This window comes from Polaromonas sp. P4_F4, assembly GCF_056401355.1.
The window spans coordinates 114,423-135,596 of record NZ_JBFUJO010000015.1 but is presented as its reverse complement, the minus strand read 5'-3'; the positions used below and the strand labels follow the sequence as shown (position 1 = coordinate 135,596).

At 58.6% G+C, this 21,174-nt stretch carries 19 protein-coding genes and 1 pseudogene; 2 read left to right on the top strand and 18 right to left on the bottom strand.

From position 1 onward, the window contains the following. Positions 1–187: 187 nt before the first annotated feature. Entirely contained in the window at positions 188–394 is a 207-nt protein-coding gene (locus tag AC1DUR_RS16560) for a hypothetical protein (protein WP_477719809.1), read from the bottom strand. Between the two features lie 29 nt (positions 395–423). Next, positions 424–1,845: an amidase gene (locus AC1DUR_RS16555; protein WP_477719808.1), complete on the bottom strand. Its 1,422-nt coding sequence runs from the start codon at positions 1,843–1,845 to the stop codon at positions 424–426. A gap of 423 nt (positions 1,846–2,268) precedes the next feature. Between AC1DUR_RS16555 and AC1DUR_RS16550 the strand changes: the two genes are divergently transcribed. Beyond that, complete coding sequence (locus AC1DUR_RS16550) at positions 2,269–3,183, top strand: LysR family transcriptional regulator (protein ID WP_477719807.1); 915 nt, start codon at positions 2,269–2,271, stop codon at positions 3,181–3,183. A 511-nt stretch (positions 3,184–3,694) separates the two neighbouring features. Here the strand turns inward: AC1DUR_RS16550 and AC1DUR_RS16545 are convergent. The 16 genes and pseudogenes from AC1DUR_RS16545 to AC1DUR_RS16470 form a co-directional block, all read right to left on the bottom strand. Then, a pseudogene (locus AC1DUR_RS16545) lies at positions 3,695–3,907 on the bottom strand (FAD-binding protein); the annotation flags it as partial. Further along, positions 3,908–5,044: a saccharopine dehydrogenase family protein gene (locus tag AC1DUR_RS16540; RefSeq protein ID WP_477719806.1), complete on the bottom strand. Its 1,137-nt coding sequence runs from the start codon at positions 5,042–5,044 to the stop codon at positions 3,908–3,910. A 314-nt stretch (positions 5,045–5,358) separates the two neighbouring features. Next, entirely contained in the window at positions 5,359–5,820 is a 462-nt protein-coding gene (locus tag AC1DUR_RS16535; protein ID WP_477719805.1) for an Lrp/AsnC family transcriptional regulator, read from the bottom strand. A 97-nt stretch (positions 5,821–5,917) separates the two neighbouring features. Further along, positions 5,918–7,039 carry an ornithine cyclodeaminase gene (locus tag AC1DUR_RS16530; protein WP_477719804.1) on the bottom strand — a complete coding sequence of 374 codons (1,122 nt, stop codon included), beginning with the start codon at positions 7,037–7,039 and terminating at the stop codon, positions 5,918–5,920. A gap of 203 nt (positions 7,040–7,242) precedes the next feature. Next, positions 7,243–8,823 (bottom strand): ABC transporter substrate-binding protein, encoded by a 1,581-nt coding sequence (locus AC1DUR_RS16525; RefSeq protein ID WP_477719803.1) that lies wholly within the window; start codon positions 8,821–8,823, stop codon positions 7,243–7,245. Continuing rightward, on the bottom strand, positions 8,824–9,195 hold the full coding sequence (locus AC1DUR_RS16520) for a RidA family protein (RefSeq protein WP_011485214.1): 372 nt from the start codon (positions 9,193–9,195) through the stop codon (positions 8,824–8,826). A 117-nt stretch (positions 9,196–9,312) separates the two neighbouring features. Continuing rightward, positions 9,313–10,311 (bottom strand): ABC transporter ATP-binding protein, encoded by a 999-nt coding sequence (locus AC1DUR_RS16515; protein ID WP_477719802.1) that lies wholly within the window; start codon positions 10,309–10,311, stop codon positions 9,313–9,315. Further along, positions 10,308–11,312 (bottom strand): ABC transporter ATP-binding protein, encoded by a 1,005-nt coding sequence (locus AC1DUR_RS16510; RefSeq protein ID WP_477719801.1) that lies wholly within the window; start codon positions 11,310–11,312, stop codon positions 10,308–10,310. The genes AC1DUR_RS16515 and AC1DUR_RS16510 overlap by 4 nt, the downstream gene beginning before the upstream one ends. After that, positions 11,309–12,190 (bottom strand): ABC transporter permease, encoded by an 882-nt coding sequence (locus AC1DUR_RS16505; RefSeq protein ID WP_477719800.1) that lies wholly within the window; start codon positions 12,188–12,190, stop codon positions 11,309–11,311. Before AC1DUR_RS16505 ends, AC1DUR_RS16510 begins: the two co-directional genes overlap by 4 nt. Then, entirely contained in the window at positions 12,187–13,074 is an 888-nt protein-coding gene (locus tag AC1DUR_RS16500; protein ID WP_477719812.1) for an ABC transporter permease, read from the bottom strand. Before AC1DUR_RS16500 ends, AC1DUR_RS16505 begins: the two co-directional genes overlap by 4 nt. A 50-nt stretch (positions 13,075–13,124) precedes the next feature. Then, a complete protein-coding gene (locus AC1DUR_RS16495) occupies positions 13,125–14,516 on the bottom strand; it encodes an FAD/NAD(P)-dependent oxidoreductase (protein WP_477719799.1) in 1,392 nt (463 codons plus the stop codon). Further along, entirely contained in the window at positions 14,513–14,809 is a 297-nt protein-coding gene (locus AC1DUR_RS16490; protein WP_477719798.1) for a (2Fe-2S)-binding protein, read from the bottom strand. Before AC1DUR_RS16490 ends, AC1DUR_RS16495 begins: the two co-directional genes overlap by 4 nt. Beyond that, a complete protein-coding gene (locus AC1DUR_RS16485; protein ID WP_477719797.1) occupies positions 14,790–15,917 on the bottom strand; it encodes an NAD(P)/FAD-dependent oxidoreductase in 1,128 nt (375 codons plus the stop codon). The genes AC1DUR_RS16490 and AC1DUR_RS16485 overlap by 20 nt, the downstream gene beginning before the upstream one ends. 132 nt (positions 15,918–16,049) lie before the next feature. Further along, positions 16,050–17,630 carry an ABC transporter substrate-binding protein gene (locus AC1DUR_RS16480; protein WP_477719796.1) on the bottom strand — a complete coding sequence of 527 codons (1,581 nt, stop codon included), beginning with the start codon at positions 17,628–17,630 and terminating at the stop codon, positions 16,050–16,052. Between the two features lie 1,046 nt (positions 17,631–18,676). After that, entirely contained in the window at positions 18,677–19,807 is a 1,131-nt protein-coding gene (locus tag AC1DUR_RS16475; protein ID WP_477719795.1) for an NAD(P)/FAD-dependent oxidoreductase, read from the bottom strand. After that, positions 19,804–20,220: a hypothetical protein gene (locus AC1DUR_RS16470; protein ID WP_477719794.1), complete on the bottom strand. Its 417-nt coding sequence runs from the start codon at positions 20,218–20,220 to the stop codon at positions 19,804–19,806. The genes AC1DUR_RS16475 and AC1DUR_RS16470 overlap by 4 nt, the downstream gene beginning before the upstream one ends. A gap of 21 nt (positions 20,221–20,241) precedes the next feature. On the opposite strand from AC1DUR_RS16470, the gene AC1DUR_RS16465 reads away from it, so the two are divergent. After that, positions 20,242–21,168 (top strand): LysR family transcriptional regulator, encoded by a 927-nt coding sequence (locus AC1DUR_RS16465; protein ID WP_477719793.1) that lies wholly within the window; start codon positions 20,242–20,244, stop codon positions 21,166–21,168. Positions 21,169–21,174: the final 6 nt, after the last annotated feature.

Below are 21,174 nucleotides of genomic sequence, written 5' to 3'. Positions count from 1 at the left end.
TTTCTCCGCGAATGCGGGAGTCGCGACAGCAGCCGCACCAAGTGCGACGACTGCGGCAAACCGCACGATTAATGTAGATATCATCCTCGTTCTCCTAATGAAAGTCATGATCCTCGTTGCCCCCACCCACGCCGCTCTTTCACATTGTCCTTAGCCTATACCGTTCGACCGCCTCGCCGCCCACAGTTCAAACCTCGCGCGGCATGAATTTGCGAGGATCGTAGACATGAGCCGGCTCGTCTGCTCGGTCACGGCTGCGGCGCACACGCAGCAGCATCGGTTCGATATTCAGATAAGCTTCCACCAGCTCGTCAAAATACTCAGCCGGCAAGTCGAGGCCAGCAGCCCTGGCAAGCACGGCGATTTCTTCGCGCGTCGCGGGCTCTTTTTTCATAGTGCAGTCTCCGAATAAGTTGCGATTGTTCAAACCAGTGGCGGTTTGCGCTGGTGCCATTCCGTGCTGCGCTGATAGGCATCGCCGACGCGCAGCACAGTGGCTTCGTCGAAGGGCTTGCCGCCGATCTGCAGTGACAGCGGCAAACCATCGGCCGAAAACCCACACGGCACGGACAACGCCGGAATGCCGGACAGGCTGAAGGGCATTGTCACGAGTTGCCGCTTCTTAAAGAAGTCGGCGCCTTGAGGGTCGTTCGGCTCAGCAGGATTGAGCCAGCCAGCGGTTGCAAGAACGTCAAAGCGCTTGAAGTGCGCGAGCATCTTGGTTGTCAGTTCCGTGCGCCAGCGCATGGATTGCACATAGTCCTCGGCCCGCATGAGGCCACCAGCGATCACGCGGGTGCGCAACAGCTGGCCAAAGTCCTGCGGCCGGGCCTTCAGGTCTTTTTCATGGATGGCATAGATCTCGCTGATCGAGATGATGGTCTTGCAGTCGACATAGTCGATGAGGGGGGCAAGGTCGATTTCCTCGACGATGGCCCCAAGGGCAGTGAGTTGCTTGATCGCAGCATCTACCGCGCTGACGACTTCGGGCGCGGCATCTTTCGCGTACCAGTGTCGGACAAGACCAATGCGCAGCCCCTTGATTGAACCCGTAAGAGCCGCCCGATAATCGGGAACCAGCTCATCGATGCTCCCTGGATCAAGCGGATCGTAGCCAGCTGCCGCCCCCAGCACAATGGCACAATCTTCGACGGTGCGCGCCATCGGTCCGCAATGATCGAGCGAGAAGGAATTAGGGTGCACGCCCCGGCGGCTAATACGCCCGTATGTTGGCTTCAATCCGGCAATTCCGCAAACGGCAGCGGGCCAACGCACCGATCCGCCGGTGTCGGTTCCCATGGCCGCGGACACAAGACGGCCGGCAACTGCTGAACCCGAGCCTGACGACGAACCGCCTGGCAAATGCTTTGCACTCCACGGGTTGACCGCAAGCGGCCACGGCAAATCCCATGATGGCCCGCCGTGCGCGAACTCGAACATCGCAGTCTTTCCGATGAGAATGCCACCAGCCTTCTTTAGCTTGGCAGCGACGGCAGCATCCTCGCGGGGTACGTTGTCGAACAGCAGTTTGGAATGCGATGTCGATCGGACTCCGGCTGTATCGATATTGTCCTTGAGTGCGAAAGGTATCCCATCCAAGCCACCTCGATACCCGCCCTTTGCGATCCGGGTCTCGGAATCGCGTGCTTGGGCTCGTGCGACGACTGCCGTCACGGTAATGAATGCGTGAAGCGAGGGATTGAGTTGCTCGATCCGCCCCAGAGCGGCATCGACAAGTTCCACTGGCGACACCTCACGCCGTTCGAGAAGCCTGCCAGAATCAGCAATCGTCAAATCCGTCAAATTGGTGACGGAACGCATAGTCGTACCGTTCGAGCTTGTCATCGGCTATATCCTTCCTGCTTTCCCGCCGGGGTGCGAGGGCGATAACCTAATTGCACTTTCTGTGCCAGACAATTCGCGTGCCTGCGTATGCCTGGGCGCTCCTCCACGTCTTTGCTCACTTCACAAGCGAACCTCATGCCGCGCGCCCGAGCCAAAGTATGTTTGGGCACGGGTCAACTCAGTGTATTCGTGAAAGACATTCATGGCTCTGACTGTCTTACCGATGCACATCCGTGCAAAGAATGCAGACTCTGGCGAGACACCAACTTGAAACCCAAGTCACGAATCGCCGGATGCGTTCGTCGGCCACATGAAGCCTTGATGGGCAGAGTTCCGCGATGTTCGCCGAGAGTTTATTACTATGGATAATTCGGTTACAGTCCAAAAAATATAGGACATTTTTATCCGAAATAGAGGTGCAAAATGGACAGTCTCAGCTCGCTTAATGCCTTCGCTCGGGCCGCAGAAGCTCGCAGCTTCACGGTCGCAGGACGGCAGTTGGGTGTGTCGTCCTCAGCGATCGGCAAGGCGGTCGCGCGGCTAGAGGAGCGGCTGGGCGTGCGGCTTTTCCACCGCTCGACGCGCACAATCACGCTGACGCCAGAGGGCACATGCTTCCTCGAACGCTGCCGGCGCATCTTCTGCGAGATCGAGGCAGCCGAGCTGGAACTCGCGCAGACGCAGGGCGCGCCGCGCGGCAAGCTGCGCGTCAGCCTGCCCTTGGCCGGCATGCTGATGATGCCGGCGTTGAGCGCGTTCATGCGGGCCTATCCCGAGATCGAGCTCGATCTCGATTTCACTGACCGGCTCGTCGATGTGATCGATGAAGGCTTCGATGCCGTGGTGCGCGCGGGCGAAGTCAGCGACTCACGACTGATGACTCGCACATTGGGCGCATTTCGGCTCAAGCTCGTTGGCGCGGCCGACTATTTCGCGCTGAGGGGTATTCCGCAGAAACCGGATGATCTCAAGTCTCACGCCTGTCTGCACCATCGCTACGCGACCAGCGGCAAGCTTGAACGATGGCCGCTACGCCGCGGGCGCAAGGACATCGAGATCGATCTGCCGACGACGGCGGTGGCGAACACGATTGAACCGCTGATCTGCATGGCCGAGCAGGGGTTCGGCATCGCCTGCCTACCGGACTTCGCTATCCGCCGTCAGCTCGAGGAGGGAATTCTCGTGGCCGTGCTCAACCCCTACACCCATCACTCGGGCACGTTCCGGATGCTGTGGCCGTCGAGCCGCTATCTGTCACCGAAGCTCAGGGTCTTCGTGGACTTCATGGCGCAGAACCTCTTCTCGGTCCGGGCGTTGGATGTCGCCTCATCCCCTTAGTGCTGAATGGAAAGCGGCCATGACGCGGATGATCGCGACGGCCGCTTTGGGTACGGGAGTATGTAGCCTCTATGACTCGATCTCAATCAGTTCCCCCTCAGGGTGTGAATACCCATTGACCGATTCTTTTTACCCTTCGAGGTATGGGTGCAAGTCCAATCTGCGGCTCAGAATCAACAGTCAACTTTCAGTCTGAAGCTCACGGTCATCCGATGCAGCACAGACGGCCGCTTCTGGCCAAGGCTGTGTGGCAGCGCATGCGCCTGCTATACATTGCCAGCGCCCTACCCCTTTGGCCCAACATCAACAACGCAACAACTGCCCTGTGTGCAGTGCTTGGTTTTCCTACTTACCAAAACACCCCATTCCCGTAAGTAGGCGGCTATAGCTTGGCCACGGGCAGCTCTCGTCCGAGGTAACTTAGTTAGCGCCTGCATAAATCATCCAAAGGGCCGGTGACAACGGCGCGGCCCTACCGCCTTTCTATAGCTGTCGCGTTAAGTTCGCGCCGCTACTCAGGCACGGCCGTGAACAGGTCGGCGTCCAGGCCGTAGTCGGCCACACTGAAAATCGGCGCTTCGGGGTCCTTGTTGATCGCCACGATGACCCTCCTGTCCTTCATGCCGGCCAGGTGTTGGATCGCGCCGGAAATGCCGGCCGCGATGTAAAGCTGAGGCGCCGCGATCTTGCCGGTCTGGCCCACATGCCAGTCGTTGGGGGCGTATTAAGTATGCACAATCTCGTTCTTCGATTCATTTGCGGAAGACTTTACGCCAAGGCCCTTGTAGTAGTGCCCCACCTTGGTAGAGAGAAACTCTTCAAGAGGTGCCTGCTCCTGGCCGACGAAGCCAGCAAGCGGAAGCTTGCCCTGCTGCAGCAACTCGAATACGCCGACCACGCCGGCAGCAGTTGTGAGTTCAATAGCCGTACGGTCTTTGCCGCGCAAGGGAGCACCAAACACGCGGCCCACACGCGTCTCCTGTTCGAACCTGCCGTCTCGAAGGCCCGATGCGGACGCAAACAGGATCACAACGTCTTCACGACTGTGTGGAACTGCATGCTCAAGCACTTGACGCAGCAGGTCGCGGCGCTCGATCAGGCGCAAATCGTGCAGAAGAAAATCCATCGCGTCGCGGTGGCCTGGATAACGAATAGTCTTGTAGTCGAGATTGCGAACCTTCCCCTTCAGGGTCTCGCACAGGGTACCCAAGCCGCCCGATGTGTTGAAGGCCTCAAAGGCTTCTGCGTCTAGCGTAAAGGTTTCGTGCCCCTCCATCGGCTGAACCGACAAGAGTTGACCGTTGACGATAGCATCGCATGGGTTGCAGTATTCGTTAATAACGCCATCAATGCTCCACGTGAAGTTGTACCGAAGGCTGTTCGTTGCATTGCGAGTGAGCGCACCCACGCGAAGGCGCAGGTCGTACAGCTCGTGGAACCGACCCGCCAGATAGCCGCCAAGCATGCCAATCACGCCTGGTGCGAGCCCACTCTGTGGCATAAGAACCGAGGTAGCCGTCGTCGAAATGTCCCGGATGGCCTTCGTCGCGGCCACGTCCTCGGTGAGGTCGAAATAGTGGACACCGCATTTCGCAGCTTGGGTCGCAACGCGCTCAGCGAGGTAGAACGGAAGAGCGTTAATGACAACCGAATGTGCGGAGAGCGCCACATTCAAATCTTCCGCACTCTCCACATTGAGAGAGACTCTGCGGACCAGCGCATCGCTCTCATCGCCGCGACCTGGTTTCAGATCCGCAAGGGTGACCGGCAAGCCATGGTACTCCGCGACCATGTCCGCCACGGTGCTGCCGACCTTGCCAGCACCAAGAACTAGAACATTTTTGAACTTCAACTTCGTCATTTGATTTCTCCTGTGAGCACAATTGCCCGCTGGAAGAACTATAGAAGTGAGTGCTGGCAGATGGTAGAGAGCAGATCGCTGAAAGAACGGCTCACTTCGTCAGATTAACGAAGGTATTCGTCACGTTGATGTCTACGCAGGTCGTCGAGGTGAAATGGTTGCGCTTTCTTGGCTGGTACCTCGATTGCTCCACGTGCCCTTCGAAGCTCGGCCATGTTCAAGCTTGGTAAAAGTGTATGAAATAGAAATGCGGGGACAGCAGTAGTGACTTCCAAGGAAACTGTCAGAAGTTAGGGCCATTTCGGTAAGAATGGCTAATCACTGTTCGAGACTGTGCTACGGCGATCGATTTTTCGGCTAAGCACCATCGAGGTTTGTGTGTGATTGACGCCGTCGATCTGTCCTAACTGATCAAGAATCATGTCCAATTTTTCAGGCGTGTCGCATCGCAGGAGGACCATGTAGTCGATCTGGCCGCTGACTGCCCAAACCTCCTCCACCTCGGGCCGACGCTCCAGCGCCTTCATCACCACAGACGCACCTTTGGCATTGACACTGAGGCCGCAGAATGCTCGCACTGCGGCTTGTTCGAGCTGTCGTCCGAGACGAACGCCATACCCCGAAACAATGCCCGTGCGCTCCAATCGCCCAATTCGTGCGACAACCGTGGTTCTGGCGACCTTCAACTTGCGCGCCAAGTTGGCCGCCGGTTCTCTGGCATTGGCTTGCAGCAAGCTCAGTAGATGACGATCGAGGTCATCAAGTCGTGAGTCCATGTCCACCTTCTAGCAATATTTCAATGGATTGACAATGTGCCGGCAATCATTTCCATGCACAGCTGTACTTCGCGGGGAAGGCGGGGTGCAGATTTCATCACCTCGCCATTTCGAGAGGTATTCCGGTGACCGTATCTTGCGGGGTTTTAACCATTCGCTTGCTACCGCCTGCAGCCAGCAAACCAAAGAGGTCTTTCGGGTTGTCAAGGTGTGGGATCAAGTCAATTTGCAGCCGGCCTTTAGCGTCAAGCTGTAGTTTTTGCAGGTAGCAAAGGGCTGAGTAATCTTCAAGTGCGAAACCTACCGAGTCAAAAATCGTGACCTCGAGCGGCGTGGTGCGTGCAATTGCCGTGCCGTTCAACACATCTGCAAATTCGTTTACCTTGAAATCTTCGGACAGTTGCTGGATTTCACCTTCAATACGCGACTGAGGCTCGTATTCAACGATCACACGCGCATCGCTTCTGAGCAAAATATCAGCGTGCAGCTCGGTCTTGCCAGGGCAGTCACCCCCAACGGCATTAATGTGCATACCGGGCTCAATCATTTCGGGCGTCAGGATGATGGCATTGCGTTTGTCGGCGGTGACCGTGGTCACAATGTCGGCGCCTTTTACGGCCTCAAGCGCCGAGTTGCAGATCACCACCTTCAGGCCTTCCAGGCTCATGCCGGCAAGGTTACGGGCCAGCTTCTCGCTGGCCTTGACGTCAATGTCAAACAAACGAACTTCGCGAATTCCGACCATACGGTGAAAACCAATCGCCTGGAACTCGCTTTGCGCCCCATTACCAATCAACGCCATCACGCGACTGTCGGGTCTGGCCATCCACTTGGCGGCCAACGCTGACATAGCGGCGGTGCGCAGTGCGGTGGTAATTGTCAGCTCTGACAGCAGCAACGGGTAGCCGGTATCCACGTCAGCGAGCACGCCAAAAGCTGTCACGGTCAGCAAGCCGACTTCGGTGTTTTTGGGGTGGCCGTTAACGTATTTGAAGGAGTACATTCGCCCGTCGCTGGTCGGCATTAACTCGATCACACCGACGGGCGAGTGAATTGCGTGACGCGCTGACTTGTCAAACTCTTTCCAGCGGCGGTAATCGGACTCGATCTCGTACGCAAGGCCCTCGATGAAGGCGGCTGGGCCCGATCTGGCCACAATTTTCTGAATACTTTCAATACCAATGTAATCAACCACGATGGGCTCCTTCTTTTTTGCCATGACGGCGGAAAGCCTGCTATATGCCCACAACAGATAGTTGGTGCAAGAGCCAAGCCAAATAGAAACCAGCAGATTGCGTTTTACTTATATTCAGTTCGGCAACCCACTGATCACGCGGCCGAGCAGTAAGCAACTGGAGCCGTCGACCCCGCAACCGATTACGGCGAGATCGCAGTTCACCACTCAGGTACTGCTCGTAGCGATCATTTCTTCAGTGTCGATTTTTCGTTGATCGGCGGAAAGAGGTTCATTGCGCCCTCAAGAGGCACTCCATAGTCGAGCGCACCGCGACGGGCCCAGACCTGCTGCAGATCAAATAGCGGGATGGCGCAGAGATCTGCGTTGATCTTCACCTGTGCCACGCGCCAGAGCGAGCTTCGCGCAGCCGCATTTGGGGTTGCGCGCGCCGCATCAATTTCCTTGTCGGCTGCATTGCAGTGGGAGAAATTGGTAACCTGAGTAGGTGCGCCGATCTCGGAGCGGGAGTGATAGAACTCTGTGAGGTAGGAATCGGCCACCGGGAATCGAGCAGCGCCGTAGAAGACGATTGCACTCACGTCCTTGCGGATCTGCGCGTGATAAGCGGCGTGCTCGACCACGTCCATGGTTAAGTTGATGCCCGCGCGCTTGAGCTGTTTCTGCACCACCTCCATAACCGACAGTTGCGAGGCGGTACTGGACACTACCGCCCTTAGGGTGATGCCGTTGGCGTAGCCGGCTTCCGTCAGCAAAGCTTTTGACTTGCCGAAGTTATAAGGAAACTTTGGCCCAACGTCTACCTCACCTGCGTAGCCTGGCGGAACGACAGATCTGCCAGGCTTGACGATATCCGCGCCGACGAAGTGAACTAGTTCCTGCACATCCACGGCGCGTGCTACGGCTTCCCGAACACGCGGGTCGTCCAGCGGCTTGATGCGCCGATTGAGCATCAGGGTACGAAATTCACCTGGTCCGAAGACATCGACTTTGACGGACGATTGGTCCTTAGGCGGCGCCCAGAGCCGGGCCCGCTGCACCCAGCGCTGATCGCGCTGGCCGGCGACCAGGTCAAGCTCGCCAGTAGCGAACGCTAGCCCCCGGACGGCCTCGGAGGGGATGAATCGGTAAACGATGCGCTCTATCTTCGGCTTCCCACGGAAATACTTGTCGTGTGCCTTCAGCACCACCTCGCGCTGTTTCTGATGTTCAACGAACTCGAAGGGCCCAAAGCCAACTGGCTTCAATTTGAACGCGTCTTTCAGATCCTGGTCGGCCTTGCGGCTTACAACCATTCCGCCGTGGTAGTTGGCAACCAGTCCCAGCAGACTGGGTACTGGCGCCTTGAGCTGTATGCGCACCGTATGCGAATCGAGCGCGCTCACTTCCTTCACCGGCTCAAAGGTAGACGAAAACGAGGACCGCTTTGGATCGGCTGCGCGCATTAGGCTATAAACCACATCCTCCGCATTCACCTCGCCATAGTTGCGGTGGAACTGCACACCGTGACGCAGCTTGAATGTCCAGGTCAGTCCATCAGCAGAAGCCTGCCAGCTCTCGGCCAAATCACCTTCTATTTTCTCGGGGTCAGCGGAACCGGGTGGAAATCTCACCAAGCCACCGAAGATCATGCTAATCAAGCCCTTTTCTTCCGACACCGCCGTGCGGTGCGGATCCAGAGTAGTGATGTCAGTCGCATCACTTCCGATGCGGAGGATGGACTCCTGAGCAAATACCGGCCCGACAAGGCCAATACATGCGGCGATGAGGAGCGCTCGACACGCGATCACATAGTCGACCGCCTTCATTTATGCTACTTCCTTTTTTGCGATGGCCGCAGTGACGATCATCTCTATAAGAACGTCGGGTGCACCCATCTCGCACTGGGCAGTGGCACGGGTGGACGTCGCGCCAGGCGGAGTCCATGCATCCCAAATCTCATTCATGCCCACGAAGTCATTCTTGATATCTTTGAGCCAGATCTGCGTGGTGAGCAAGCGGCTCTTGTCGGTGCCAGCCTCGGCGAGAAACTTGTCTATCTTTTCCAGGGTCTGCCGGGTCTGGCCGCGGATGTCCTGGCTTCGGTCATCGGCGGTTTGCCCGCCTACGAAGACGATGCCGTTGTAGACCACGACGCTGCTGCGGCGCTTGGTGGTAGCGATACGAGTGATGTCGTTCATCTGACTTTCCTTTTTTTTAGTGAAGAAATTCCCGCACATGGCCAGTTCATGGCTGTGCTCGCCTCGAAGAGGTGCTCTTATGCTGGGGTGGCCGCGCGAATCAAGCGGTAGCGGCGCTTACGGAGTTATTAATCGACCTGCAGGATCCTTTACCAACGGATAAAAGCAAGCCACTGCACGTCCTGGCCCGATACCCTCCATAGTCGGCACTCGCGACTCGCAATCCGGGCGTGCCCGGGCACAGCGTGGATGGAAAGTGCACCCAGAAGGCAGATTCGTCGGCGCCGGGATTTCACCCATGATCTTCGACAGGCGTACCCGCGCCGCTGGATCTGGCACCGGAGAGGAATCGCGCAACACGCGGCTGTAGGGATGCAGCGGACTATCCAGCACCTGTGCAGTCGGGCCTTGTTCGATGATGCGGCCCAAATACATCACACAAACCGATTCACAGAAGTGGCGAACTACCCCCAGGTCGTGCGAGACAAAAACGAACGACAGACCGCGGTCGCGCTTCAGGCGTTCCAGTAGTTGCAGGATTTGCGCCTGTACGGACACATCAAGCGCGGAAACAGGTTCGTCTGCCACGATCAACTCCGGGTCCAGCACCAAAGCGCGAGCGATACCGATACGCTGGCGCTGCCCGCCCGAGAACTCGTGTGGATAGCGGTCCAGTGCAGTTCGCGGCAAGCCCACCTCGTCGATGGTCCGTTCCACCTTCGCGGCAATCTGTTCAGCGTTGCCCAGTTTGTGAACGAAAAGAGGCTCGCTCAACGCCTGCCGAACGGTGCGGCGCGGATTGAGCGAGGCGTACGGATCCTGGAACACAATCTGAATACGGCGGCGCAGCGCGCGCATATCAGACAGGCTGGCTTGGCGTATGTCCTGGCCATCAAAGAGAATATTGCCTTCGTCAGGTTCGATCAGACGCAGCAGGGTCCGCGCTACGGTGGATTTGCCGCAGCCGGACTCGCCCACCAATCCCAGCGACTGGCCGCGGCCCACACTGAATGACACGTCGTTCACCGCCCGCACGACTTGCTTGGCTCCACCCAGCCAGCCGCCGCCGCTTTCAAAGCGCTTGACCAGATTGCGTACTTGCAGAAGATCGCTCATGCCATGTCTCCATATTGTTCAACGCGAACCACGCAGCGTACTTGGTGCGAACTACCAATGCGCATCAAATTTGGCCGTTCGGCCTCGCAGCGCGCTTCTTTTAGGCGACAGCGCGGTGCAAATGCGCAACCTTTTGGTAGTGCGTTGATGGCTGGCACACTGCCGGGAATGGATTCAAGCACTGCGCTCGCGTCCACTCTTGGCATGGCGCGCAAGAGCGCTTCCGTGTAGGGATGCATGGGCCGGGCGAACAAGGTCTGAACGTCGGCAGTCTCTACAACTTCTCCGGCATACATCACGGCCACCCGGTCGGCGATCTGCGCCACAACTCCCAGGTTGTGGGTGATGAACACCACGCCCATGCCGTGTGCGGTCTTCAATTCGGACAAGAGGCTGAGGATCTGCGCCTGAATAGTCACATCGAGCGCGGTGGTGGGCTCGTCGGCCAGCAGAACGCGGGGCTTGCAAGCCAACGCCATCGCGATCATCACGCGCTGGCGCATTCCACCGGAGAACTGGTGTGGATAGTCGTCAAAGCGCTTGGCGGCAGCGGGGATCTTCACTTCTTCCAGCACCTCTAATGCAAGCCGGCGTGCCTCTTTCCTGGACAGGTGGCGATGCTGCTGGATAGCTTCTGAAATTTGGTCGCCCACAGTCATAGTGGGATTCAGTGAGGTCATTGGCTCCTGAAAGATCATGGCAATCGCTTCACCGCGCAGCTTTGTCATCTGCTTCTCGGACAACATGGTCAGATCAACGCCGTCCAACAGAATATGCCCGCCACCATGGCGTGCAGCGGACTCGGGCAAAAGTCGCAGCGCCGACAGCGCTGTCACACTCTTGCCGCTGCCTGACTCGCCGACCACGGCAAGCGTCTCATTAGCCGATACTTGCAGCGACACTTCGCGTACTGCGGCATGCCATGCGCCGCCCACGCGAAACTCCGTGCGCAGGTCACGAAGTTCCAGGACCGGAGGTTGGGAAACAGGAGAGGGATTCATGCACGCTCCGAACGAAGTTTTGGGTCTATGGCGTCGCGTAAAGCATCGCCTAGTAAATTGAGTGCCAGAACTGTTAACAAGATGGCCAAGCTGGGAAACACTGTCAGCCACCAGGCGTCCAGGATGTGCTCGAACCCTTCGCGGATCATGCTGCCCCAGGTTGCGACCGGCGGCGGCACGCCGAGCCCGACGAAGCTGAGTGAAGCCTCGGTGCGGATCGCGGAAGCCATCCACAACGATCCGAGTACCACCACGTCTGACACCATATTAGGCAGTATGTGCACGCCCATTAAGCGAATCGGCCCAAAGCCCAGCGCTCTACCCGCCTCCACGAAATCGCGTTGCTTCAGCGCGATGGTTGGAGCTCGTGCCACTCGAATAAAAGGCGCTATCTCTGTGATCGCAATGGCGATGATCAGGTTTTCCAGACTGGCGCCCAGCATGGCGGCCACCATGATCCCCAACAACAAGGTGGGAAATGAGAGCATGACGTCAACCAACCCCATGACGACCTGATCGACGATTCCGCCCAAGTATCCTGCCAGGATGCCTAGCGCCGAGCCGATGCACATGGCAATCAAGATTGCGACAAACCCGACCAACAACGACACGCGCGAGCCGTAGATAAGGCGCGACAGCACGTCTCGGCCATAACTGTCAGTGCCCAGCCAAAACTCCGCAGACGGCGGTTCAAGTCGATAGGCAATGTTCTGCTGGAACGGATCGTATGGAGCAAGCCAAGGCGCGAACACCGCAGCAACCACGATCAACATCAGCAGTCCTATGCCTATCCAAGACATCCGGTTCTTGCGCAAGGCTTGCCACACGGAGTTCGGCTTAACGACTGCAGGGGCAGCAACGATACTAACGGTACTCATTTGTATTTCACCCTTGGATCGACCAACCCATAAACCAGGTCAGTCAGAAGATTGACCACAATCACGCATGACGCGAACACCACCATCAGCCCTTGCAGCAAGGTGTAGTCCCGCGAGTTCAGCGCGCCGAGGATGAGCTTGCCGAGGCCCGGTCGGTTAAAGACAATCTCCGTCAGCACCGAGTTGCCGATCAACGTGCCAAAGTACAGGCCTACCACCGTCACGATTGGGATCAAAGCGTTGCGGAGACCGTGGCGCAGGATCAGCCGCATCGGCCGCACACCCTTGGCACGCGCGGTGCGGATATAGTCCTCGCCCATCACACCCAGCATCGACGAACGCGTGACCCGCATGACATAAGCTGTCATGATCAGTCCCAGGTTGAATGCGGGCAACGCCAGGTTGCGCAGTTGCTCCGTGAAGGTGCGCGATCCAGTGTTGCCGATGACCGGGAACCAGCGCAACTCAACGGCAAAGACCAGCAGCATCAGGATGGCGGACACAAAGGCGGGAAACGACAGTCCGATAAGGGAAAGCACACGACCAAGGTAGTCAGGCCATGCGTTGCGGCGTAGCGCAGCCCATATTCCCAGCGGCAGGCCGAAGGCCACGCCGATCAGGAGGGAGGCGGCGGTCAATTGCAAAGTCCAGGGCAACACCAGCGACACTTCGTGCAGAACGGTTCTTCCACTGGTCATGGACACCCCAAAATTTCCCGACAGCATGTCGCGCAGGAAACTCAGGTACTGAAGGTGCACAGGCAAATCCAGGCCCAGTTGCTTGCGCAAGGCCTCGAGCGCTTCCGCACTGGCCTGGTCGCCCAACATAACGGCGGCCGGATCGCCCGGCACCAGACGCACCAAGATGAAAACAGCAGTCAGCATGGCCAGAAGTGTGGGGATGGCCAATAGCAGGCGCTTGATGGCATATCGCATCATGATGGTTGCTCCAGGGATGCCAACTCTCCGAGCGTCAGCGGTTTGAGTGGCGGGCGAATGCGGTAGAAGCCCACCTCCGCAACCTGACGGTTCTGTACGGCCGCGATGATGTGCGCGACCGTATAGCCGCATTGACGGCCTTGGCACGGACCCATGCCGGCGCGGGTGAATGCTTTAATCTGATTGGGTCCTGGCTGGCCGATCGCGGCCGCCTTGCGAATTTCACCCGCTGTCAGCTCTTCGCAGCGGCAAACGATTGTTTCATCAGGCGGAGAAAAGATGCTGGCCCGAGGTGGATATAGGGCGTCCAACATGGGGCGCAGGCGCAACAGCCCACTCAGCTTCCGCCGAAGCGGCGCGGCATGTGCGGCGGCCGCTTCCGGTGAGAGACGCCCAGCGCGCTTGGCGATGCCGAGCGCGACCAGTTCGCCGCGTACACACGCCGCTTTCGCGCCGCCAATATTCGCGCCGTCACCTGCCACATACACGCCTGGCCTGCTGGTCTGTCCCCAGTCATCCAGGTCTGGTGTGAGGCACACCTGCTGCGCGTTCCAACGGTGCTCGCACCCAAGTGCTTGCGTCATGTGGATGGACGGCAAAACGCCTTCGTGCGACAACAGCACACTGGCCGGCGCACGCACTGTACTTCCATTGGCCTGCGTGTATTCCACTTCTTGTAAATGGCCATCGCCCAGCGCCCGCACAGCGGTAACGCCGCGCACGTGTTTAACTCCCGCTGCCCTGATTTCGAGCAGCCAAGCCAGGCCCTTGCTGATCTCGCCCCAGCCCGCCAGAGCGGCGCCCGCCCAAGGCAAAGCGCGGCGCCAGCCGCCTGGCGGCGACGTGTCCAGCCAGCCTGCGATCTTGCCGCCCGCGCGCAGCAACTGCGCCATGTACAAAAGCGGCAGAGGCCCGCTGCCCGCTACCCACACGGGCTCTGATGGCACCTCGCGCGAGGTCTTCAACAGGATCTGGCCCGCGCCAACAGTGAGCACGCCCGGCAGGGTCCAGCCCGGGAACGGTGTCGGCCGTTCCTGCGCACCTAACGCCAGCACGACGTGATTGGCGCGCACCACTTCGGCCCGCCCGTCGCGCGTCATGTAGACATGCCAGCCCGGCTCGATCTGCCAGACCTGTGTTTGCGGTTCATAAAAGGCACCACAACCGCGGAAGCGGCCAGCTAGACCGGCGCCAGCGCGGTACTCGTCACCCAGCAGCGTGCCTGTGGGAGTGGGCGCTACAGCCTCTACCGCGCGCCAGATCTGGCCACCAGGCGCAGGCTGCTCGTCCACTACCAGCACGGAGAGTCCCTGACCCCTGAGGCCGATAGCCGCGCTCATGCCAGCTGGCCCCGCTCCGATCACTACAACATCGAATTCGCGTGTCATGGCGTCACACTCCGGCGGCCGAACTGACGTTCCACGCGCATGCCTTCGCGCACCGTGACCAGACAGGACTGCGTGGACGCCACGCCGTCGATGATGGCCAGGCAATCGAAGCACACGCCCATCATGCAGTACGGTGCTCGCGGACTTTCATGCACGGGTGTGGTCCGACAAACTGGCGTCTGCTGGCGCAATAGCACGGCGGCCACGGTTTCGCCGCTTTCAGCGGCGACGGCTTGGCCGTCTATATAAAAAGTCAGCGCGCAAGCGCCGGCCTCATGCAGCTTTTTGAACATTGAAACGCTCATGGTGAAAAACATTCAAGGTGTCGGGCAGCGAGCCGCCAGCCAGCGCGCGGGCATAGGCTCCCGCGTGGAATGAAGCCAGCGTCACGCCCGAATGGCACAGCGCGATATCCGCACCGGGGTAGAAAGGGGAGCTTGCATACACGGGACTGCCATCGGGCGTCATGATCCGTAGGCTGGACCACTGGCGCACCAATCGGGCTCCGGCCAAATCCGGCAAGATGCGCAAGGCCCTACGTGTCATACGCACCGCAGCCTGGGATGTTGTGCCCACGTCGTAGCCCACTTCTTCCTGGGTCACGCCGATCATGATGGTGCCTTCGGCTGTCTGTCGAAGGCCACTGGCCGGTAGGGGCAACAGAGGGGCCAAACGCTCAGTCACAAGAAGCTGGCCACGTTGTGGCCGCAAGGGCACATCCAGTCCGACCATTGCGCCAAGCGCAGATGAACCCAAACCAGCGGCGATGACCACGCGTTGGGCGCGCGCCTGGTACTCACCGGCTCTGACCTCAAAGCCACCGCCTGGCAGCGCGTTGATGGCGGTCACCGTATGGCCACTGCGTAACTGCCCGCCCCGCCGCAGGAAAGCCGTGTGCAATGCGACCAGCAAGCGCAGCGGATTGACTTGACCGTCCAACTCTCCCAAGCTGGCACCGGCCACCTCCTCGCCCAGACGCATGGACGGAAAGAAGCGTTGCAGCTCGCTGCGGTTCAAGATGCAAGTTGAAGGCGCGAATTCCGGTGTTTGGGCGTGCCATGCGTCAAGGCTTGCGGCGCGGGCAGACAGTTCGTCGTCACTCATGCAAAAATGCAAACCGCCTTTGCACTCGTAGGCGAGCGCTACGCCGCTGTCTGCTTCTAGCCGCTCCGCAAATTCGGGCCAAGCCTTGACAGCCAAGAGCGTCAAGCGCTGGTACTCCGGCTGGGCATGCCCTTTGCCTTGCACCCAGACCAGGCCGAAGTTGGCCTTCGCGGCGCGGAAATCCGTGTCTGCACCATCCAGCATCAGCACGCGGCGGTTCTGTCCAGCCAGCCCATACCCTATGGCGGCGCCAACCATCCCGGCTCCCGCCACAATCACGTCATACTCATGAGACATGGTAAAGCCCGGCCTTTCGCATGCATTGCACGCCACCACTCCGACCACAATCTTTCGAATTGCGGTTCATAGGGCTGCCGCTCTGGACTCCAAGTAATTGACCAAAGGGCAAGGGATGGACCACTTTGAGACTCAAGGTGCGCTCCGCGTAACGGTCGTCAGTTCGGTGATGGGCGGCTGTAGGTTCAGGGCGCCTTTCAGCGTATAGCCGTAGTTCACGCGGTCGCTATGCACCCACACTTGCTTCAGGCCAAAGAGCGGCACGGAGCAGACATCCGCATGGATCTTTTGCTGCGCTTGTTTCCACAATGCCAGCTGCTTCTGCGCATCAGGCTCAATGCGCGCCTGCCGGATGGCGTCATCACCCACGGAGCAATGCGAGAAGTTGGAAATTGCCTTAGGCGCCCCAATGGAGGCGGCCGAGTCGTAGAACTCCGTGAGCCAGACATCTGCGATAGGAAAACGAGCCGCACCATAAAACACCAATGCGCTTTGGTCTTTCCGGCTTTTGGCTTGATAGGTCGCATGGTCCACGACCTCCATTTCCAGCTTGATGCCGGCTTTGGCCAGCTGTGACTGGACAATTTGCATGATGGGTTGCTGCGCAGAGACGTTCGACACCACCGACTTGATAGAAATTCCGTTAGGAAAACCGGCTTCGGTCAACAATTTCTTGGCGCGCGCAACGTCATAGGTGTAGCCCCCTGCGCTGCAATCTTCGCCTAGATAGCCGTTGGGGATGATCGAGCAGCCTTTGTCGCCCACACTTTTGCCGACATACCTCAGGATTTCGTCCACGTTGACCGCCGCAGCGATTGCCTGGCGCACCTTCAGATTGTCCAAGGGCTTAATGGTGCGATTGATGTGAAGCGTACGGAACTCGGCAGGGTCAAAAACATCGACCTTCATGCCGCGTTTGCTCGCGCTGTCCACCCAGCGTTGCTCCCGCTTACCAGTCATCATGTCGACTTCTTTGGACGTAAACGCCAGCTCGCGCGCGCTGTCCGACGGAATCATGCGATAGGTAATGGCGGCCAGTTTTGGCGCGCCACGGAAGTACGCGTCGTTAGCGACCAACTTCACATATTGCTGCGTAATGTGTTCGCTGAGTGCGAATGGACCGGTGCCGATCGGTGACTGACCAAATTTGTCCCCGAGTTTTTCGGCCGCCGCCTGGCTGACGATGTTGCCAGCGTGATAATTCGACACGCGACCGAGGAACGCGGCATCCGGATACTTCAGCAAGAAGCGCACGGTGTAGTCGTCCCGCGCCTCAACTTTTTCGATGACTTCGAAGTTCGCTGCAAAACTGGACCGACCTTTGTCAGCTGCACGCATGAATGAATACACGACGTCAGTGGCTTTCATCTCGCCATATCCACCATGGAACTGCACGCCTTTGCGCAGATAGAACGTCCAAATCCTTTTGTCGGGGGATGATTGCCACTTTTCCGCGAGATCGGGTTGAAGCTCTTTTGGGTCGGCGCTGCCCGGCGGAAAGCGCACCAGACCGTTGAACACTTGCGACGCGACGCCCTTGTCGTCCGAAGATGTCGCGCGGTGCGGGTCGAGCGTTGAGATATCTGTTGCGTCCGAACTGATGCTAAGCACAGGGCGGTCCTTAGCTTGGGCGAACGCAGGCGGACAGATGCCACTGAACGCCAAGAGGGCGGCAAACGCGGTCGTCTTAATGGTGAGAACAGGAAGTTTCATCGTCTTTTGCTCCTAGAAAAAGGTGGAAGAACATCACACGGAATTCGTGTGGTTATGCGTCTGAATGTCATTCATGTTACTGAGCTGTGGCGCTTTTTGGAATGGTAAAAACCACCAGCAATGTCATTCAGCAATAGATGTGCCAATCCGAAATAGATCGTTGATTTTGTTATATTTTTATTTTCATAATCTTCATAAAAATAGCATTTTGAAATACATCAATGTCTTAATGCTATTGAGCTTGTAATCAAGCTACGCCATCTTGAAGCGTTCACGCCATGATGGTGCGGAGGACTGTCACCGGGCGAGCGGAAATGCTTGAGGTCACCCAGTCTGTGGTGACACACGTGATCGTCGATCGTGCTTGTTGTGAATCCATTGCGGCTAATGCTAAAACTGCTGCCATGTGGGAACAATGTGCAACAAAACCTGTATTCATCCAGGATTGCTATGTGTATATAACCGTGCCTGCTGGGACTCACTTAGCGCAACTGCTTTCTCCCAGGCATGGAGGTGCATCGGCGTTCTCGGGGCGGACCATTTCTACTCCGAGCTCGTCTCCGGCTCCGCTCGCGCGGAACCAACCGACAACCGTGATCGTTTCGCCATAGGCCTTACCGAGAACCGGCCCGCGGCGTGCCGGCGACGGCTTCGAACATCTCCAGATCTGGCCTCCGGGGGCCGAGCCTGACGCGCCGGCGCCAGCGCAGCGGACTGCTGGTCCATTCCATCGCAGCGGTAACCAAGGGCCGCGTCAATAAACGCGCCAGCATGGGCGCGGTGGTTATGGACACAAGCGAGAGCGAGGGAAAATGCCGATAGGTTGCCGCTGTCTGCCGGAGAACTCATGGTGGCAGCGAGCGAAGGCCGGCCGCAGCAGGCCGACTCGGTCAACAAAATTGTTTGCAAGCCAGCACTGTTCCGCCATCGAGTGATGGCCTCAATCTTGAAAGCCACCTCAATCTGGGCGTGTGCGGCGTGAATCGATACCGCTGATTGAATCCCAATGCGTTAGCAGGTCGTGGTTGCGGGCATAAGGGCGTGCATCATGCGGCGGCTCGCTGTTGCATGAGCCGATCCGCAGAGAATCCCTCTATCGATCTGTTGGTGCCACCGCGGACGATGAGGTCGGCCAAGATGGCGCCAACCACCGGAACGAGCTGGAAACCGTGGCCGGAGAACCCGAAAGCGTGATAGGCGCCGCTCGCGTTCGGCGAGGCGCCGATGACGGGCAGATAGTCATCTGTTTTCGCCTCCATACCCGTCCAGGCACGCACGATTCGCACTGGCCCGATGGAGGGAAAGAGATCGGTCGCCGCCCGCGCGCCTTTGGCGAGTTCGGTGAAGTTGACAAAGCTTTTCTGCGCTTCGATGTCCGCGCTGCCCTGAAGCCCTCCCCCGATTACCAGGGTTCCCTGGTCGGACTGCTTCAGGGAGAGCGGCCGCCCAACGACGCTGACGACCGGCCTGAGGAGCGGCGCGACGCGCTCCGTCACGACCATCATCGAGGCCTTATGGCCGAGTGGGATTTCGTCGCCCAACATGGCGGCGATCTTTCCCGCCCAGGCCCCGGCGGCATTGACGACGGTCGGCACCACGAAATCCCGAGCGTCGGTACGGACTCGCCAGTCGGAGCCTGCCCGCTCGATCGCCGTGACGCCGAGACCTTCGTGGATCGTAACGCCCGCGGCCTCCGCGCTGCGGCGGAACGCCTGCAAGGTCCGATGCGGATCGGCTGCGCCGTCACGTCGGGCAATCAGCGCAGCCATGCAGTGGGGCGAGATCGCAGGAACGAGCCTCAGCAACTCTGCCCGATCGACCAGTTCCTCATGCCGGTACCCGGCGTCCCGCATCATCGCGAAACGCGTCTCCAGGGCAGGCAGATGATCCGGGTATTCAGCAACGTTGATCTGACCATGAGCATGAAAGCCACAATCACCGGCAACGATCGACTCGATGTTGTGCCACATGTCCATGGACTCCAGCGAGATCGGAATCTCGGCCGGATGGCGGTTGAGTGTGCGGACCCCGGCCGCTGTCGCGCCGGAGGCATGGCGGCCAACCCACGACCGTTCTAGAATCACGACGCGGCGGCCAGCACGGGCCAGATGCAGCGCGGCCGACAGTCCGTGCAAGCCACCGCCGACAACAAGGGTGTCGATAGCCTTCGTACTCATGAGGCCGCATCCACGGTGTCGATCGCTACAAGCGCGCCAAGGGCGACGGGCTTCAACGGCCTGAGAGCCAGCGGAACCGCAGGTATATCGCCGCCGAGCGTGCGCACACCTCCACCGCTCACCTCCGATGCGTGTCGAGCCACGTGGTCTTTCTCAAGAGCCACGCAGTCGATGCCCCTCTTCGCCAAGTTCAAGGCGATACTGCGCTCATGAATTCTGCCGCCTACGAGCACCGTATTCATATTACGGGAGGAAGGTGAATGGTTCGTCTTGGCGGAGCTTATATTCATGTCCGAGCGACTGAGGAACATATGTAACACGGGGATGCTATCTCCTAAACTGCCATGGGATTGAATCGAGGATTTTCCGGAAAAACGCACACACAAACCATCGCGCGGCGTCTGGCGAATCATGCACACAGGCTATAGGTTAAGTTGATCAACAAGGTCGTTATGCCAACAGAAGTACCCACCCACCGGATGATCGAAGCGTTCCGCGCGGCCATCATCAACGGCGGGATTAGTGCGGCAGCAGATGCTCTAGGCATGTCGCAGCCGTCGATGAGTCGCGTCATAGCAGAGCTTCAGAAAATCGTGGGTTACCAGCTCTTCGTCAAGCACGGTCGAACAGTGAAACCGACGGAAGAAGCCCTTGCGCTCATGACGAAAGTACAACAGTCCTTCCTAGGGCTTGAAGACATCGCCCGCTTTTCCGAGCAGTTACGAAAACAACGAATGGGACGGCTGTCGATCTGCGCGTTACCAGCTATCGGTCATTCGATCATGCCTGAAGCGATCTATTTCCTTCGGCAGAAGTACCCGAACGTGGTTGTAAGCCTCGACATCGCTTCCTCAATCGAAGTGGCCGGCCGTGTCCGAAATCGTCAGGCAGACATCGGTTTTGCCGCTCACGGACTAGCGCTCGGCGAGGTGGAGACCGTCGCGGAGTTCACTGCCAACTGCGTCTGCATCGCTGCAGCTGGTGGACTGCCCGACGAGTGGGACTACGTCGAGCTCCAGCAGTTGACTGGTAGGCCCTTCGTGGCGCTTACGGGCCCACTTCAAAAGCGGCTTGAGGTCATGTTGAACGGGGTCGGCGGAGAACTCGACATCATGGCAGAGGCAGGACTGTCACTCTCAGTCAGCGAACTCGTACTGCGGGGGCTCGGAATCTCCGTCGTCGATCCATTTACCGGGAATCTGCATCGTTTACGAGGCGGCGCCACTTTACCGCTACGTCCAAGCTTGCCGTACCAAGTACAGGCCATGGCGTTGGGCGATACCCGACTGAGTGCACCCGCAAGAGATCTCCTGCAATATCTGGAGTCCGCGGCTGACACGATAAAGGACGCATGCCGGTGACGAATA

What these genes read in the sequence shown, in the direction of transcription:
- AC1DUR_RS16490 (WP_477719798.1), bottom strand. Translation starts at nt 14,809, where the DNA reads ATGTTCAAAAAGCTGCATGAGGCCGGCGCTTGCGCGCTGACTTTTTAT.
- AC1DUR_RS16485 (WP_477719797.1), bottom strand. Translation starts at nt 15,917, where the DNA reads ATGTCTCATGAGTATGACGTGATTGTGGCGGGAGCCGGGATGGTTGGC.
- AC1DUR_RS16470 (WP_477719794.1), bottom strand. Translation starts at nt 20,220, where the DNA reads ATGATTCGCCAGACGCCGCGCGATGGTTTGTGTGTGCGTTTTTCCGGA.
- AC1DUR_RS16555 (WP_477719808.1), bottom strand. Translation starts at nt 1,845, where the DNA reads ATGACAAGCTCGAACGGTACGACTATGCGTTCCGTCACCAATTTGACG.
- AC1DUR_RS16510 (WP_477719801.1), bottom strand. Translation starts at nt 11,312, where the DNA reads ATGAATCCCTCTCCTGTTTCCCAACCTCCGGTCCTGGAACTTCGTGAC.
- AC1DUR_RS16550 (WP_477719807.1), top strand. Translation starts at nt 2,269, where the DNA reads ATGGACAGTCTCAGCTCGCTTAATGCCTTCGCTCGGGCCGCAGAAGCT.
- AC1DUR_RS16560 (WP_477719809.1), bottom strand. Translation starts at nt 394, where the DNA reads ATGAAAAAAGAGCCCGCGACGCGCGAAGAAATCGCCGTGCTTGCCAGG.
- AC1DUR_RS16495 (WP_477719799.1), bottom strand. Translation starts at nt 14,516, where the DNA reads ATGACACGCGAATTCGATGTTGTAGTGATCGGAGCGGGGCCAGCTGGC.
- AC1DUR_RS16540 (WP_477719806.1), bottom strand. Translation starts at nt 5,044, where the DNA reads ATGACGAAGTTGAAGTTCAAAAATGTTCTAGTTCTTGGTGCTGGCAAG.
- AC1DUR_RS16480 (WP_477719796.1), bottom strand. Translation starts at nt 17,630, where the DNA reads ATGAAACTTCCTGTTCTCACCATTAAGACGACCGCGTTTGCCGCCCTC.
- AC1DUR_RS16525 (WP_477719803.1), bottom strand. Translation starts at nt 8,823, where the DNA reads ATGAAGGCGGTCGACTATGTGATCGCGTGTCGAGCGCTCCTCATCGCC.
- AC1DUR_RS16520 (WP_011485214.1), bottom strand. Translation starts at nt 9,195, where the DNA reads ATGAACGACATCACTCGTATCGCTACCACCAAGCGCCGCAGCAGCGTC.
- AC1DUR_RS16530 (WP_477719804.1), bottom strand. Translation starts at nt 7,039, where the DNA reads ATGGCAAAAAAGAAGGAGCCCATCGTGGTTGATTACATTGGTATTGAA.
- AC1DUR_RS16500 (WP_477719812.1), bottom strand. Translation starts at nt 13,074, where the DNA reads ATGCTGACTGCTGTTTTCATCTTGGTGCGTCTGGTGCCGGGCGATCCG.
- AC1DUR_RS16505 (WP_477719800.1), bottom strand. Translation starts at nt 12,190, where the DNA reads ATGAGTACCGTTAGTATCGTTGCTGCCCCTGCAGTCGTTAAGCCGAAC.
- AC1DUR_RS16515 (WP_477719802.1), bottom strand. Translation starts at nt 10,311, where the DNA reads ATGAGCGATCTTCTGCAAGTACGCAATCTGGTCAAGCGCTTTGAAAGC.
- AC1DUR_RS16475 (WP_477719795.1), bottom strand. Translation starts at nt 19,807, where the DNA reads ATGAGTACGAAGGCTATCGACACCCTTGTTGTCGGCGGTGGCTTGCAC.
- AC1DUR_RS16535 (WP_477719805.1), bottom strand. Translation starts at nt 5,820, where the DNA reads ATGGACTCACGACTTGATGACCTCGATCGTCATCTACTGAGCTTGCTG.